This window comes from Salinicola sp. CR57, assembly GCF_003206585.1.
Classification (GTDB): Bacteria; Pseudomonadota; Gammaproteobacteria; order Pseudomonadales; family Halomonadaceae; genus Salinicola; species Salinicola lusitanus.
The window spans coordinates 249,437-264,821 of record NZ_PZJL01000004.1 but is presented as its reverse complement, the minus strand read 5'-3'; the positions used below and the strand labels follow the sequence as shown (position 1 = coordinate 264,821).

Genomic DNA, 15,385 nt, shown 5'->3' with positions numbered 1-15,385 from the left:
ACGGCAGGCTGGCGCAACCGCAGGCCGGGCGGTGGTCCTCGCGATCAGCCTGGCCGTACCGCCGTGTAAAAGAACCGAACCGAGGGGTCGGCCGCGAGCAACGGCGCGGAGCCTTCCTTGAACGGCTTGTAGTGCGGCATCTGGGTGTGGTGCTCGAAGGCGGCGCGATCGCGGTAGACCTCGTGCAGCACGACGATGTCCTCGCTGCCTTCCGGGGTCAGCACGTCGAAGGCGAAGCAGCCCTCTTCGTTGGCCAGCGACTCGCTGGCATCGTTGTGCGCCAGCGCCAGAAAGGCCGGTACTTGCCCAGCCTTTATCTGGAACTCGGCGATGACCACGAAGTGAGTGGTGTCGGCCATGGGAACCTCCTTGTGGGAATGGATGCGTTGCAGGCAGTCTAGGCGCGCGACGGCAAGGGCGAAAGCCGCCGGCCAGGTCAGTGGACGCGCGGTGCCTCGCCCATGCCGAGACGCTCCTGGAATTCGGCCACTGCACTCTTGAGGAGTTCCAGCAATCCGGGGATCAGCGCAACGCCTTGATCCGGCCCCTCGACGAACTGCTCGACACTGACGTGCACGGCTTCGTTGTGTACGACGAGTTTGGCGGCCTTCAAGGTATTCATCACCTCGTTGGCGGTTTCCAGTAACAGCGTCCGGGTGGTGGTCTCCGCGGCCTGCCACACGCCGGGCAGCATCAGTTGGAAGAACGCCGGCTCGTCGGCGGCGACGACCAGCACGAACTCCAGTTGGTCCTGGCGTATGCGTGCCGCGTGGGTGTCCATCGCCTCGATGTCGATCTCCATGGCACGCAGCTGTTCGATGTAACGCGCGAGTGGCGCGTTGGATTCCTGTGATGTATCGGTTTGCATGGGGGCGCTCCGGGCAAAGTCGGTCTGGGGCGCGGCGGCGCCAATGACATTCATTGTAATGTAGGAAAGCGTGGAAGGCGGCCAGGTGACCCGAGTGAGATTCAGACTGGCGTCCCGAGCGGGTTGATAATAGTCGCGCCGAGTCTCTCGAAAGGTTCGACTCTCTCATCGGTAGCATCGGTGATCAGCGTCCAGCGGGGCGGAAAGGCGGTCCAGTGCTGCTGGCTCGCACGACCCAATTTGGTGGCATCCGCCATGACGTACACCTCCGCGGCGCGAGCCATCATGGCCTCTTTCAGCCACGCCTGCTCGGGACTGGCCTCGCATAGCCCGAGTTCGGTCACCCCGTCGGCGCTGAGAAAAAGCCGATCGACGGTCAGTCTCGCTAACGCGGCATGAGCCAGGGGCCCGTAGACCGTCATGCTCGAGGCGCGCAGGTCGCCGCCCAGCACGGTGGTGTGCCCCTCCGGCAGATTGGTCAGCCACGTCAGTGCCGCCATGTTGTTGGTGACCACATGCAGGCCGCGTCGCTCGTTGAGCCGAGCGGCCAGTGCAGCGGTCGTGGTGCCGCCGTCCAGCAGCACGGTGTCGTTGTCCTCGATGCAATCCAGCGCGCGGGCTGCCAGGCGAGCCTTGATGTCGCCTTGACGTGTGCGCCGCTGCTCCAGTGTCAGCTCAGGCTCTCGACGGCCAATGTGCGCTGCCGCACCACCATAGGTACGCACCAGCAATCCCTGGTCGGAGAGCGCGCCCAGATCGCGTCGCGCGGTCGCTTCGGAAATCTCGAAATGCTGGCAGAGGGCTTCGATGCTGGTGATGCCGGAAAGGACGGCATCCAGCATGGCCTGGCGGCGTTTGGCGACTTTCATTGACGAATCTGCACCTATGGTCGGTGGTTAGTATGGCAGACGCCGATCTCGCCTGCAGCGCCAACTCTTATTGATCGAAACAATCATTTTAATTAGACATTGGTATATGTCATTTTTGGGTTGTCTGTTTAAAATCCTTTAAAAACATCATTTTGATAAATCTTAAGTGTTCACTGATCCCGTGCTAGTCAAGAGTCGTATTGCGAAAAAAGATTGAATCAATCATTTTGGCGCCACAAAGTCTCTTTTTTGATCGATTTAGCCTCGCTCGGACGATACATGGCTGACGAGCGAAGCCCAAGGTACGAGAAGGAAGATCGACATGATATTACGCAAAGCCGACTGCTGGCTGGCTCTCCTAATGCTGGCTTTCTGTGCCTTTGCCACTTGGCGAACGTTGCTGATCCCATCTTCCGGGGCTGGTGGTCAGGCTGGACCCGATTTTTTCCCGTGGTTGGCCATTGTTGGTATCACAGCATTGTCGGTCGCACTTTTCATTCGTGGGCTGTGCTCGAAAGTCGATGATGTGTCTGCCGAGTCAACGGCTGGAGGCACTGCTGAGTCGGGTGCCGGGCGTTACGCCACGGTGGCGCTAATCCTGTTCGTGGCGCTGATGGTGGGATATGCCGCGGCTTTCGAACGGATCGGCTACCTGCCCAGTACCTTAGTGACTTTTGTCGTTGGCATGTTGCTGCTTCGCGAACGACGTGTCCTCCAGTTTCTGATCGTACCGACGTTGATCGTGGCGGGTGTCTACTTCGGTTTCACCCATTTGCTCGACGTCTATCTGCCCTGAGCAAAGTATCCGGCGACAGCCGGTATAGAACAGGCAACCAAAGGGAATCTCATGAAAAAGACACTCTCGACTCTGGCCGTCCTCAGCGCTGGCGTGATGCTCGCGACAACACCGGTCCAGGCAGCCGACTATCCGGTTCGGCCTATTCAGGTCATCGTGCCCTATTCTGCCGGCGGCGGCACCGATCTCTCGGCGCGCATCATGGCCGATGCCATGAAAAAGTACCTCGACAAGTCCATGGTCGTGCGTAATCAGCCTGGCGGCGGCGGTTCGATCGGTACCAGTGCGGTCGCCCATGCGCGCCCCGATGGATACACGCTTGGGATGGGCGCTCAAGGGCCATTGGCGATGCTGCCTCACTACGGGGGTGTCGACTACAGCCTCGACGACTTCGAGTTTCTGGCGCTAATGGGACGTAACCTGATGGTCGTCGCCGGCTGTCAGGGAGCGCCTTTCGACGACGCCCAAGGTTTCGTTGACTACGCCGAAGAACACCCCGGCGAAGTGCGAGTGGGCAACTCGGGTGCTGGTGGTGCCAATCACATCGCGATGGAGGGCTTCGCTGACGCTGCCGGCATCGAAGTCAACAGCATGCCGTTCGGGGGCTCGTCGGCAGCAGTCACCGCGTGCGTGGGAGGGCATATCGATGCCGTTGTCGCGTCTCCTGCGGAAGTCCTTCCGCAGGCTCAGTCCGGCAGTATTCATCCGCTGCTGGTAATGGAAGACGAGCGCATTGATGTGCTACCAGACACCCCCGTGCCAAAGGAGCTGGGCGTGGATTTCACATGGTCTTCCTGGAAGGGCGTGATCGCTCCCAAAGGGTTGCCCGATAACGTCAAGCAGACGCTGGCAGAAGCACTTGAGAAAACTTTTAACGATGAAGACTTCCGCTCTCGCATGAAAGAGCTGGGAGAATTCGTCGATTACCGCCCGGGCGATGCCTATCGCGAGCTGGCCGAAAAGGATTCGGCCACGGCGGAGAAGATCATTCGCCAGCTCGGCATGTATGGCGTCAACCAATAAACGGAACTCACTGACTTGCCCGTGTTTGCTGCGCGGGCAAGTCATATCCAGCGTTTCTTAGAGCGAGCAGGTCGCTATGGATATTTCGACTCACGTATTGGCGGTCTTCGACTTCCAGATTCTCTGGACCATCGCCCTGGGCACTCTGGGGGGCATGATCATTGGCGCGCTTCCGGGGCTGACGGCCACGATGGGCGTCGCTTTGCTGATTCCGCTGACCTTCGGCATGGCTCCCGTAATGGGCCTCAATATGCTCATCGGCATCTACATCGGTGGTATTTATGGCGGGTGTGTGTCAGCCATACTGCTGCGCACACCGGGTACGCCTTCTTCCGCGGCGACAGTTCTCGACGGTTATCCACTGGCACAGAAGGGCGAGGCGGGCAAGGCGCTGGGAATGGCCACTATTGCTTCCTTCGTTGGCGGTATCATTGCTGCCGTGGTTCTCGCGGCGCTGGCTCCTCAACTCGCGTCACTGGCACTGAAATTCGGACCGGCGGAGTATTTCGCGCTGGCGGTCTTTGGCTTGACGATCATCGCCAGTCTCTCCGGCGACATTCTCAAGGGCGCGCTTGCCGGTCTCTTTGGGGTGTTGATCGGCTGCGTCGGTGCGGATCCGATCAGTGGTATTTCACGCTACACCTTCGGTGTCACGGGTTTTGCATCGGGGTTCGCCTTCACTCCAGCGCTGATTGGGTTGTTTGCGCTCTCCGAAGTGTTCGTGCAGATAGAGAAAATCCTCGGCGATCGCATCGAACGGATGAAAGTCTCGGGTATTTGGCCGAGCCGGGAGGAGCTAAAGACGACCGGGATGCCAATGCTGCGAGGATCGCTGATCGGCACTTTCATCGGAATCGTTCCCGGCACGGGATCGGGAACGGCTGCCTGGATCAGCTACAACGAGGCCCGGCGCACGTCGAAGACACCGGAGAAATTCGGCACCGGCCATCTGCCGGGAGTCGCGGCCACGGAGAGTGCCAATAATGCCGTATGTGCTGCTGCATTGATTCCGCTACTGGCGCTGGGGATTCCTGGAGACGTGGTCACGGCCGTGCTTATGGGCGGACTGATGATTCAGGGATTGGCACCAGGCCCGATGCTGTTCCAGCAACACCCGGACGTGGTCGTCGGCATATTCACCGGTGTTTTTGTGGCTACCGTATTCATGCTGATTTTCGGGCTGCTGGGGATTCGCTTCTTCACCCAGATTTTACGCGTACCGCGGCGCCTGCTGACATTGGCGATCGTAGTGTTCTGCTTCGTCGGCTCGTGGGCGATCAATCTCAATGTGGTCGATCTCTACACCATGGTCGGATTTGGCGTGCTGGGATTCTTCATGCAGAAATACGGCTTTTCACAGGCTGCACTGTGTATCGCGCTGATCCTTGGGCCAATGGCGGAATCCAATCTGCGCCTTGGGCTGATGAGTGCTCGCGACGACATCGGAGTTTTCCTGTCGGGGCCGCTGACGCTGTTCTTCCTGGGATTGGCTGCGCTGTCCCTGCTGTTGCCGGCGCTGCGAAGCTGGCGTCAGAAGCGCCAGGCGATGGCGGTTTGATAGCAAAATCGGCGCTGAGGAGATGACATGAAGCCAAGCTACGCGAAACTCGTCGAGGGCGTGGCGCTGCCTCCCATGGCGCTGGTCCGTCAGCACTTCGATGCCGAAGATGCAGGTGACCCGGTGTCTGCCGTGGTAGCGGCGATGGCGCAGGCCACCGTGGTTGGCGATACGATTCGACCGGGGATGTCCGTGGCGCTGACGGTGGGCAGTCGCGGGCTGGCCAGTCTCCCTGAGCTCGTCAAGGCTATCGTTGACGATCTGCTCGCCCGCGGTGCCAAGCCGTTCATCGTACCTTCCATGGGCAGTCATGGCGGCGCCACCGCGGAAGGGCAAGTCAGCGTGCTGGCGCACCTTGGTGTGACCGAGAAGAGCGTTGGCTGCGCGATTCGCTCAAGCATGGAGACGGTCGAAATCGGCCGGCTCGACAATGGCATGTCGGTGCAGATCGATAAGCTTGCTTCCGAAGCCGATGGCATCGTGCTGTTCAATCGCATCAAACCCCACAGTGCTTTCCGTTCCGACAACGAGAGCGGGTTGGTCAAGATGCTGTCCATCGGGCTGGGCAAGCAGTCGGGGGCGGACAACTGCCACGCCTGGGGGTTTCACTATGTCGGCCGTTTCATCGTCGAAATGGCGCGCATGAAACTCGAAAAATGTCGTGTCCTGTTCGGGGTCGGCACAATCGAGAATGCCTACGACCGTCTTGCCCGGGTTGTCGTGCTGCCGCCGCAGACGCTGATCGAGGACGAGCGAGTCTATCTTGGCGAAGCGATGCGCAACATGCCGCGGCTACCGCTCGGACCTCCGGAGGCGCCGCTTGCCTCCGGTCCGCTGGACGTGCTGATCGTAGATCATGTCGGCAAGGAGTTTTCGGGCAGCGGCATGGACCCCAATATCACCGGTCGGCCATCTTCTACGGCGATCAGCGGCGGCCCTAATGTTTCCCGCATCGCGGTATTGGATGTCACCGACAAGAGCGAAGGTAACGCCAACGGCGTCGCCCGGGCGGATGTCATTACCGAACGGCTGTTCCAGCGCTTCGACCGTGAAAAGGTTTATACCAACTCGCTCACCTCTGGCGTGCTGATTGCCGCCTCCATTCCCTTGGCGATGCCCGACGACCGTAGTGCCATTCAAGCCGCGGTCAAGACCTGCGGCTCGCATACCCCGGAGGCGATTGGCATCATGCGCATTCCCAACACCCTTCACCTCGAATATCTCTATGCCTCCGAGGCGTTACTGCCGGCACTTTGCGATAGGGACGGCGTCGAGATTCTTCACGAACCAAGACCGATGCGTTTTGACGACGACGGCCGGCTGCTCGACGACTGGCCTCACTGAAGTCTCGTTCCAAAGGTCTGGATCGAGATTTTGACCTCGAAGATATCTATACCGGTCATGCTTGGTAACGCGCCATCCCTAACGGGTGGCGCGAATCCTGTGGGTAGCGCGAGTCAGTTCATCAACGTGGTAACGCAACCGGATGGCGAGGCTCTTCGCCGTGCAGGACGGCGATGACGTCCTCGACACAGCTGAGGCTTAAGGTCGTCAGGGCATTCTCCGTGTAGCCGGCGATGTGCGAACTGACGATGACGTTGTCGAGAGTGAACAACGGGCTGGTCTCGAGTGGTTCCTGCTCGAACGCATCCAGCGCGGCCCCGGCAAGGCGTTTGGTCTCTAGCGCATCGAACAGGGCTTTTTCGTCGACGATGCCGCCACGAGCGGCATTGATCAGCATGGCTGTCGGCTTCATCAGTGCCAGGCGCTTGGCATCGATCAGGTGGCGCGTTTGCTCGGACAGGCCCACGTGTAGCGTCAAAAAGTCCGCCTCACGACATAGGGTGTCCAGATCGACCAGTTCCACGCCAAGCGTGGCGGCCGCAGCGGGATCGGCGAAAGGGTCGTGAGCGATGACTCGCATTTCGAATCCGGCTGCGCGTTTGGCTACCGCCTGCCCAATACTGCCGATGCCCACGATACCCAGGGTCATGCCATGGACATCGCGACCGAAACAGCGGGGCCAGTCGCCGGCGCGCGTGCCAGTGTCCACTCGCGGTATATCGCGTGCCAGTGAAAGCAGCAGGGCAAAGGTGAAGTCGGCGACGGCGTGGCGGTTGGCAGCGGGAACGTTGGTGACACGAACGTCGTGGCGCGCGGCGGCGGCGAGATCGATGTTGTCCACGCCGACGCCGTGCTTGGCAACCACTTTCAAATTCGGCAGCGCGGCGAAGACCGCTTCGTTCATCGGGTTGAAAGCGACGATGGCTCCGTCGGCATCGGCGGCACGCTCGATGAAGCCGGCCTCATCGATGTCCGCCGGGAGGCTCTCGAACGTCATACTCGCGGCATCGATGATTTGATAGGGCCGCTCCGAGTACTTGGCGAAAGAGGGAGAGGTGCAGACGATTTTCACAGGAATTCCTCTGGTCGGCGAATTAGAACAGCGACAGCTGATGCCGGGCGGCGACGATATCGGACAGTTCCGGGACGAATTTCTCTCCCTCGCCTTGATCCAAGGCGCTGGCGTAAAGATCACTCACGGCGTGAGCGACGTCGGCCTTGACGTCCAGCGCATCGGCCAGAGCAGCCACATAGCGGATATCCTTGCCAGCATTGGCAAGGGTAAAACGATGGGCGTCGCGATCCCGTTCCAACACATATTGAAAGAACGTCTGATAGAAGCCGCTATCCATGCGCGAGCCGCGAATGACGCTGTCGAAGGTCTGCGGCGAAATACCGGCTTTGGCGCCGATGGTGAGAGCTTCGGAAAATACGGCACCATAGCTCATGGCCAGAAACTGGTTGAGCAGTTTCATGGTATGCCCGGCGCCGACCGCGCCGCAGTGCAGAATCTTGCCGGCCCAGGTCTCGAGTACCGGGCGTAATCGCGCCAGCGTCTCCTCGTCGCTGCCCACGATCGCCTGAAGCTGCCCTGCTTCTGCCTGGGTCGGCGTGCCGCCAAGTGCTGCGTCGACCAGGGTGATGCCGTCGGACTCGAGCGATGCTGCCAGCCGCCGTGTCACCGTGGGCTCGGAAGTCGAACAGTCGACGATGATCAGCTTGTGTCCCGCCGCCTTGGCGCCGGCCCGCAGGCCTTTCTCGCCTTCGACGACCATCTCGACGTGCTCGGAGGTTGGCACGCAGACGAACACGATGTCGCATTGGGAGGCGAGGGCGGCGGCATCATCTGCTTCGCTGGCGCCACGGGCCGTCAATGCGTCGACAGTCCCGCGATTGCGATGGGCGACAACTGTCAGCGGGTAGCCGCCCCCGAGAATGTTCTGCGCCATGTAGCCGCCCATCAGACCAAGACCGACAAAACCGATGCGTTCCATAGTGTTTTCCTTCTATATCATCCGAGCCGTTCATTCGAACGATCGGCGTTTTGACATGGGTGAATGAGCCGATGGCTTTACGCCTGGGCTTTCGCGGGGCGGCTGGCAAGCTCCACTGCCTGGCGAAGCGCCTCGATCAGGCTGCGTTCGTCAGCGATACCCTTGCCTGCGATGTCGAAGGCGGTGCCGTGATCGACCGAGGTACGCACCACCGGCAAACCGACGGTGACGTTGACGCCGGCTTCTAAGCCCATCACCTTGACCGGGCCATGGCCCTGGTCGTGATACATTGCCACTACGCAATCGAAGTCTCCGCGACCCGCGCGGAAGAACAGTGTATCGGCGGGCAGCGGGCCTTCGACGTTCCAGCCGCGCTCGCGCAAGGCCTTGATCGCGGGGACGATCTTTTCCTCTTCCTCGCCATAACCGAACAGACCGTTTTCGCCGGCGTGAGGATTGATGCCGCAGACCGCGATGCGCGGATCGTGTTGACCTGCGCGCGCCAGCGTCTCGTGAGCGCGCTCAATCGTGCGAGTGACCAGACCGGGTTCGATGCGCGCGATGGCATCGATGATGCCGATATGAGTGGTGACGTGTATGACCTTCATTTTCGGTGTCACCAGCATCATCGAGACTTCTTCCGTGCCGGTGAGATGAGCCAATAGCTCGGTGTGACCGGGGAAGATATGACCGCCTGCGTGTAGCGCTTCCTTGTTGAGCGGTGCGGTACAGATCGCGTTCAGCTCGCCGGACTCGATCAGTTCGACGGTCTTGGCGATGTACTGATAGGCGGCATCACCGGCGACGCTGGAGACGGCGCCCCAAGGTAGATCGTCGGGAATCAGTCCGAGATCGATACACTCGAGCGTACCGCGCTCGAAGCGCGCTTCATGGGGCGAGTCGACGCTATGCAACTTGAGCTTCGACTCGACGATGGCCATTGCCTTGCGCAGGCGCCCGGCGTCGCCAATGACCAGCGGACAGCAGATATCGTGAACCGCATCTTGGGCGAGCGCGCGGACGATGACTTCAGGGCCGATGCCGGCGGCATCGCCCATGGTGATACCGATGACGGGACGGTCAGTCATGACATGGTCCTCTGGGTGGGCGAATGTGTGGATGAGGAAGCGGTAGCAGTGGGCCAATCGCTCCATACCCTTCGAAAGGCTTGGGTATCGCCGAAACCGCCGGCCTTGGTCACGACCTCCAATTGACGATGGCCGTGTTGGCAGCGCAGCCGTGCCATACCGGTATCGGGAGCGTCCAGCAGCGAGAGTTCGGTGATGTCGGCCGCTATCAGCAGTGCTCGGGCGGTAGCGCCGCCCGTGGCGATCAGGCAATCGATGGCTTCGAAGTGTGGCGCCAGCAACGCTCCCAACGCGAGACTGAGCCGTGCCCCTTCAGAAGCGTTGCGATCCTGGCTCTGATGGAGGCGCACCATCACGTCTTTCCCCTCTGCTAAGGCCTGGGCAACGCGCAGATTCAACGCGTCGACGGCGCCTTGCGGGGCTGCCGGGCGCAGTGTGGCGACTCCGATTTCGATCACCTCCAGCCCTTCGGCGTGATCGACAAGCGCGTCGGCTTGCGCATGAGAGATAGCGCTCATGCTGCCGATGACGATCATGGTCGGGCGTGAGCGAGGAAACGGCGCAGGATGGCCGACCACGCTTCCGGCGAGCTTCAGCGCTTCGGGGAGCATGTCGCCAAGACCGGCGGAACCGACCCAGAAGACATTTTTCAGCTCGGCACTGAGGGTCGCGAGGCGTCGCAAGTCGTCATCGGTCTCGGCATCGCAGACAACGGCCTGAACGCCCAGCCGCTGATGGTCGTGCAGGGTGGCGAGCACATCCTCCTCGCGGCCTTTGAGCGCATCGAGATCGAGATGGGCGGTGCTCAGCGCCGCACCCTGAAGCATTGCCACCAGGTTGGCCTGGCCGGTAATGCCTTCGTTGGTCCAGACCTCAGTCTCTTCCACCGGCTGGCCATGAAGCCACTGACGACCGCCGCGCGTGGTGCGGCCGGTGGCGGGGTAAGCCGGGGCGACGATCGCCATGCCGGCAACGTCCACCAAGCTCGCGATCTCGGCGGCGACGTTGCCACGTAGCGTCGAATCCACTTTCTTGTAGAGATGGCGATAACGCCCCTGCCAGGTGGCGAGCGCCTGGCGATGGCGTCGGGCCGCTTCGTCGGCAGCGCAACCACGGGAATCCATGTCGACGGCCACGGCTTCAGCGGTCGCGATTCCGTCGGGATCCAGGGCCACTGTGGTTTCGAGTCCTGCGTGGACGCAGCCGATGGCCGAATCGGCAGTGCCGGTCAGATCGTCGGCTAAAATCAGTAGATGCGCCCGTGAGGACCCGGCACTGGCAGGTCCGCTGATCGATCCTGCGTCAGCGTTCGACACGATCGTAGACCTTGATGGCTTGCTTGAGTTTCTCCAACGCATCCGGCTCCAGCGCCTGCACCGGAGAGCGGGCCGGGCCGGCCGGCATGCCGAGGAGCGCGGCTGCCGTCTTCAGTACGCTCGGCATAGTCCCCAGCGCAAAGGCGCTACGCAGAGGGCGGAGCTTCTCCTGAGCTTCGCGAGCCGTTTCGAAATCGCCGGCCTGCCAGGCATTCCATATCGTCATCACGACATCGGGTACGGCATTGGTGGTTGCGGCAACGGCGCCATCACCGCCGGCCATCAACGTCCACAGGATCATCGAGTCGGTGCCGGTGAAGACGGCGAAGTCATCGCGGCGCAGGCGGATCAATTGCACCAGGCGGTCGAAGTCGCCCCCACTGTCCTTGATGGCACGGATATTGGGTATTTCAGAGAGTTTCGCCACGCTGGGTACGGTTAGTGTTACCCCCGCTTTGGCCGGGATGGTGTAGAGCAAGATCGGCAGGTCGGTGGCCTCCGCGATACGCTCGTAGTGCGTGATCAGTTCGGCTTGGGTGGCGCCATTGAAGTAGGGGGTGATGATCGATAGGCCATCGATACCGACGTCTTCCATGCGGCGGTTCAGTTCGATCACGCCACGAGTGGTGTAGCCGCCGGTGCCGGCAAAGACCGGTAAACGTCCCGCGGCCTGATCCTTGACGATCGAGGCAACGCGCACTTTTTCGTCATCGGTGAGCGAGAAGAACTCGCCGTTGGTGCCCAGCGCGAAGAGCCCGTGAACGCCCTTGTTGATCAGGGTTTCGGTCAGATCACGCAGCCCTTGTTCGTCGATTTCCTCATGCTCGTCTAGCGGGGTGATCATGGCCGGCACGATGCCTCGAAATTGCGTGTTACTCATGAGGTGTCCTCGAGTGGTCAAGTTAACTGGCGACTCTCTGGATGGCGTCGACCAGGTTGGTGAGAATGGCGTAGAGCGACCACAGCCCGATGACTGAGATGATGCTCAGGATGAGCGTCTCCCACCATTTGTTGGCGTAGTCGTCGAGCATGAAGCGCTTGCTAGTCGTCAGTATCAGGATGCCGATCAGGATCGGCGGCAATACCGTGGCCGTGACCACGCTGGTGCCGAAGACGCTCAGATAAACGAGATTGGGTGCAAAAGGTAGGGTGATGAATAGTGGTGCGACGATGAATAGACCGATGAGCGTCGGCCGGTAGCGTGGATCTTGCTCGGGACGCATCTCACCGTCTTTCTTGCCGGTGGCCAGGTGCAACCCGTTGAACATGAGTTTGGCGAGCCCATGCGCCTGTGCCGGGAAGCTGGTGAATGCCGCCATGAACAGGCTGATCCAGAGCAGCGTGGGCCCCCATTCACCAACTGCCATCTGCATCATCGTGGCGAGATCAGATTCACTGGAGACGGTCACGCCCGTCCCACGAAGTGTTTCCGCCGCCACGATCCAGAACAGCGCGTTGATGATCAGCAGTGGCAGCATTCCGCCGATCAGATCGAGTCGCTGGATCTTACGATGAGCTGGTCGGTTCCAGCCGCGATCATCCATGAAGTAGGGATAGAGCAAATTGATCGCTGAGCCGCCGATGGTGCCGATCGTCGCCACGGCGATAAACAGTGCGTCGAACGGGCCGTTATCCTGCGGCACCGCAAACGTCAGCCCGCTGAGTAGAGCGGGGAAATCGATATGGCCGATCCGAAACAGGGCATAGACGAACGAGCCAATGATGACTACGGACGCAACTCGAGCCAGCCGTTCGAGCCAACGAAAGGCGTTGTGGCCTGACAGCATGACCAGTGAAAGCACCATGACGATGAGCCCCATCAGCGAAAGACCGATGTCGTCGGGCAGTGGTACGCCGGTGGACTCGACCAGATGAGCGAGGGCAACCGCGCAGGCGCGCATGAAACTCATCTGAATGATAAGGCCATAGATCAGCATCAGAATGGCGAAAAATGCTGGAAAACCCTTCCACAGGCGTTGATAGCCTGCCATCAGCGATGAGTCTTCGAATCGATTGGCCAGTTTGTATTTGGCGATGGCTGAAATCATGAAGTAGCGAGCGGTCAAGGCGACCACCAGTGTCCACATCAGCGCGTAGCCGTAATTGGCACCCGAAACGGTTGAGCTGACCAGATCGCCGGTGCCGAGAAACGCCATTGCCAGCACGAGCCCTGGGCCCACGCTACGCACGTAGTCGCCCACAGTCCGTGGGAGTTTGGGCGGGGGCGATCCTGAGGCGGCATCGATGTCTTTCGCGGACATGCTGCTGATCTCGATATGATGAATGTGATCAATAAAATGATCGAATCAATCATATTGAACAACATATACCATCGTCTAGCGATACTCCTTAGGTCGTAATTTGCAGGAGCTCTCTTTGATCAGAGCGCGCTAGGTACAGAGTAACGGTCGCGATCACGAACTGACCGAAATGATCAGTTCGTGATGCGGGCCGGGCCATTTCCATGGCGAGAGCTGCTTCCCTGAGTAGACAAGCCCGGAGCGGGAGTCGTCAGTCGTTGGCGGTTTGCCGATGCCAGGCCTCAAGCACGAGTCGTTGGGACTCATCCAACGTTTTGGTGCGTTCGCGAGCGAAACGAGCTATGTCTTCATACTCCGGCGCGACGCGGATCTCTTCGCCGTCCAGGCTGCCGATCTTGAAGCGCACGTTGATGCCGTCGATTTCCACAGACTCTATGCGGCGCTCGAGGATGCGTCGCGTGGTGTGGTGACGGCGTACGCCGAACGTCGGCGAGTGGCGCAGCATGAGCGTCTCCAGGCGATCGGCTTCGTGGCAGGGGGCCAGTACCGTGACCAGCGTTCCCGGGCGCGACTTCTTCATCGTCACCGGGGTGTAGAACACGTCGAGCGCCCGGGCGTCCAGCAGTACGCCCATCAGGTGGCCCAGTTGCTCGCCAGTGACGTCGTCGAGCTGGCAGGCCAGCACGGCAATGGTCTCTCTACCCTGACCGGGTGCGACCGTTTCCAGTGAGATCACGCGCAGTACGTTGGGGTGGGGGAAGTCGCGGTTGCCGGCACCGTAGCCGATCTCGACCGGGGTCCCCGCCGGGGCGGGGTGGAACGACTCCACCAGCGTTGCCAGGAACGCGGCACCGGTGGGGGTGGTCAGTTCGCCCGCGACATCGGGCTCGAAGGGGGACAGCGGTACGCCCTTGAGCAGTTCCAGCGTGGCCGGCGCGGGGATCGGGAAGCGGCCATGGGCCATGCTGACCACGCCGTACCCCACCGGCACCGGGGTCGCGGTGATCGTCTCGATATCGAGGGCTTCCAGTGCCAGGCAGACGCCGAGGATATCGATGATCGAATCCATCGCCCCCACTTCATGCAGATGCACCTCTGCCGGGTCGATGCCGTGGATTCTCCCCTCGGCCTCGGCGATCGCGGTGAAGATCGCCGTCGCTCGGCGCCCCACGCGAGGGGGCAGATCGGCATCGGCGACCATCGCCAGAATGTCACCGGCCCGGCGGTGTCCATGCGCATGCTCGTGGTCGTGGTCGTGATGGCCATGGCCGTGGGAGTGATCGTGACCCTCGGGTTCGAGCGCGATCCTGAGCAGTCGCGCGCGGATACCGCAACGATCCACCGGCCGGGTCTCGAGTGCGAACGGATCGATCGGCAAGCGCCGCAACGCCACGGCGATCTGATCCAGATCGGCGCCGAGGTCCACCAGCGCCGCCAGCAGCATGTCGCCGGCGATACCGAAGGTGCAGTCGATATGAAGCGTCTTCATGAGGTCCGGGGCTCGGTGGAGGCTGGGGTTTGAGAGGTCGGCGCGGTGGACGCGCTGCCCTCGAAGCTGGCGGGGCGCGGGTCGGGGCCGCGTTCGAGCAGCGAAAGGATGCTGGCGGCCTGCCAGGCGGCGCCGAAACCGTTGTCGATGTTGACCACGCTCATGCCGGTGGCACACGCCGAGAGCATGCCGAGCAGGGCGGTGATGCCCTGCAGGCTGGCGCCGTAGCCCACCGAGGTCGGCACCGCGATCACCGGGTTGCGGACCAGCCCGGTGACCACGCTGGGTAGCGCACCCTCCATGCCGGCGATCACGATCAGCACGTCGGCCCGGGTCAGTGCCTCGCGGTGGGCCAGCAGTCGATCGATCCCGGCCACGCCGACATCGTTGAGTCGGGCGACGTCGGCCCCCAGCCATTCGAGGGTGCCCGCGCTCTCTTCCGCCACCGGCAGGTCGGAGGTGCCGGCACAGATCACCGCCACGGTCCCGGGAAGGCGTCTGGGGGGAGCGCCCCAGCAAAGCAAGCGGCTCATCGGATCGTAGTGGCCGTGGGGATGGTCCCGTAGTACCCGCTCGGCGCGTTCGGCGTCGAGGCGCGTGACCAGCGCGCGCTGGTGCCGAGCGATCAGGCGCCCGACGATGGCGCTGATCTGGTCGGCCTGCTTGCCTTCGCCGAACACGACTTCGGGGACACCGTTGCGGGCTTCACGATCATGGTCGACGCGGGCGAATCCCAGGTCGGAGATGGAGCTTTCGGTCATGCCTTATCCTGTCGATCC

15 protein-coding genes are annotated in these 15,385 nt (G+C 61.4%); 4 read left to right on the top strand and 11 right to left on the bottom strand.

The annotated features are described in order from the left end of the window. Nucleotides 1–44: 44 nt before the first annotated feature. The 3 genes from DOM56_RS05925 to DOM56_RS05915 all read right to left on the bottom strand — a co-directional run bounded on the left by DOM56_RS05925 (nucleotide 45) and on the right by DOM56_RS05915 (nucleotide 1,737). Nucleotides 45–359, bottom strand: coding sequence for a putative quinol monooxygenase (locus DOM56_RS05925; protein WP_110707940.1), 315 nt, complete (start codon nucleotides 357–359; stop codon nucleotides 45–47). Between the two features lie 77 nt (nucleotides 360–436). Then, nucleotides 437–868: a hypothetical protein gene (locus DOM56_RS05920; protein WP_110707939.1), complete on the bottom strand. Its 432-nt coding sequence runs from the start codon at nucleotides 866–868 to the stop codon at nucleotides 437–439. 101 nt (nucleotides 869–969) lie between these two features. Next, nucleotides 970–1,737: a DeoR/GlpR family DNA-binding transcription regulator gene (locus DOM56_RS05915; RefSeq protein ID WP_110707938.1), complete on the bottom strand. Its 768-nt coding sequence runs from the start codon at nucleotides 1,735–1,737 to the stop codon at nucleotides 970–972. Between the two features lie 322 nt (nucleotides 1,738–2,059). Here DOM56_RS05915 and DOM56_RS05910 point away from each other — a divergent pair, with 322 nt between their 5' ends. The 4 genes from DOM56_RS05910 to DOM56_RS05895 all read left to right on the top strand — a co-directional run bounded on the left by DOM56_RS05910 (nucleotide 2,060) and on the right by DOM56_RS05895 (nucleotide 6,458). Further along, the gene (locus DOM56_RS05910; protein ID WP_198655693.1) at nucleotides 2,060–2,533 is read left to right on the top strand and encodes a tripartite tricarboxylate transporter TctB family protein; all 474 of its coding nucleotides are present in this window, start codon (nucleotides 2,060–2,062) and stop codon (nucleotides 2,531–2,533) included. Nucleotides 2,534–2,584: 51 nt separating this feature from the next. Further along, nucleotides 2,585–3,556, top strand: coding sequence for a tripartite tricarboxylate transporter substrate binding protein (locus tag DOM56_RS05905; protein ID WP_110707937.1), 972 nt, complete (start codon nucleotides 2,585–2,587; stop codon nucleotides 3,554–3,556). 76 nt (nucleotides 3,557–3,632) lie between these two features. Beyond that, nucleotides 3,633–5,114, top strand: coding sequence for a tripartite tricarboxylate transporter permease (locus tag DOM56_RS05900; RefSeq protein ID WP_110707936.1), 1,482 nt, complete (start codon nucleotides 3,633–3,635; stop codon nucleotides 5,112–5,114). Nucleotides 5,115–5,141: 27 nt separating this feature from the next. Continuing rightward, on the top strand, nucleotides 5,142–6,458 hold the full coding sequence (locus tag DOM56_RS05895) for a lactate racemase domain-containing protein (RefSeq protein WP_110707935.1): 1,317 nt from the start codon (nucleotides 5,142–5,144) through the stop codon (nucleotides 6,456–6,458). Nucleotides 6,459–6,579: 121 nt separating this feature from the next. Here the strand turns inward: DOM56_RS05895 and DOM56_RS05890 are convergent, their stop codons facing one another. From DOM56_RS05890 to larB, 8 genes are all read right to left on the bottom strand, one after another. Beyond that, nucleotides 6,580–7,530, bottom strand: a complete 951-nt coding sequence (locus DOM56_RS05890) for a phosphoglycerate dehydrogenase (protein WP_110707934.1) — start codon at nucleotides 7,528–7,530, stop codon at nucleotides 6,580–6,582. Nucleotides 7,531–7,552: 22 nt separating this feature from the next. Further along, the gene (locus DOM56_RS05885; RefSeq protein WP_110707933.1) at nucleotides 7,553–8,452 is read right to left on the bottom strand and encodes an NAD(P)-dependent oxidoreductase; all 900 of its coding nucleotides are present in this window, start codon (nucleotides 8,450–8,452) and stop codon (nucleotides 7,553–7,555) included. A 77-nt stretch (nucleotides 8,453–8,529) separates the two neighbouring features. Next, nucleotides 8,530–9,540, bottom strand: coding sequence for a 4-hydroxythreonine-4-phosphate dehydrogenase PdxA (pdxA, locus tag DOM56_RS05880; protein WP_110707932.1), 1,011 nt, complete (start codon nucleotides 9,538–9,540; stop codon nucleotides 8,530–8,532). Beyond that, nucleotides 9,537–10,898 (bottom strand): four-carbon acid sugar kinase family protein, encoded by a 1,362-nt coding sequence (locus DOM56_RS05875; RefSeq protein WP_110707931.1) that lies wholly within the window; start codon nucleotides 10,896–10,898, stop codon nucleotides 9,537–9,539. The genes pdxA and DOM56_RS05875 overlap by 4 nt, the downstream gene beginning before the upstream one ends. Then, nucleotides 10,843–11,736 carry a 4-hydroxy-tetrahydrodipicolinate synthase gene (gene dapA / locus DOM56_RS05870; protein ID WP_110707930.1) on the bottom strand — a complete coding sequence of 298 codons (894 nt, stop codon included), beginning with the start codon at nucleotides 11,734–11,736 and terminating at the stop codon, nucleotides 10,843–10,845. The genes DOM56_RS05875 and dapA overlap by 56 nt, the downstream gene beginning before the upstream one ends. Before the next feature lie 22 nt (nucleotides 11,737–11,758). Continuing rightward, nucleotides 11,759–13,117 carry an Nramp family divalent metal transporter gene (locus DOM56_RS05865; protein ID WP_110707929.1) on the bottom strand — a complete coding sequence of 453 codons (1,359 nt, stop codon included), beginning with the start codon at nucleotides 13,115–13,117 and terminating at the stop codon, nucleotides 11,759–11,761. A 250-nt stretch (nucleotides 13,118–13,367) separates the two neighbouring features. After that, on the bottom strand, nucleotides 13,368–14,606 hold the full coding sequence (gene larC, locus DOM56_RS05860; RefSeq protein WP_110707928.1) for a nickel pincer cofactor biosynthesis protein LarC: 1,239 nt from the start codon (nucleotides 14,604–14,606) through the stop codon (nucleotides 13,368–13,370). Beyond that, a complete protein-coding gene (gene larB / locus DOM56_RS05855) occupies nucleotides 14,603–15,367 on the bottom strand; it encodes a nickel pincer cofactor biosynthesis protein LarB (RefSeq protein WP_110707927.1) in 765 nt (254 codons plus the stop codon). The genes larC and larB overlap by 4 nt, the downstream gene beginning before the upstream one ends. Between the last annotated feature and the right edge of the window lie 18 nt (nucleotides 15,368–15,385).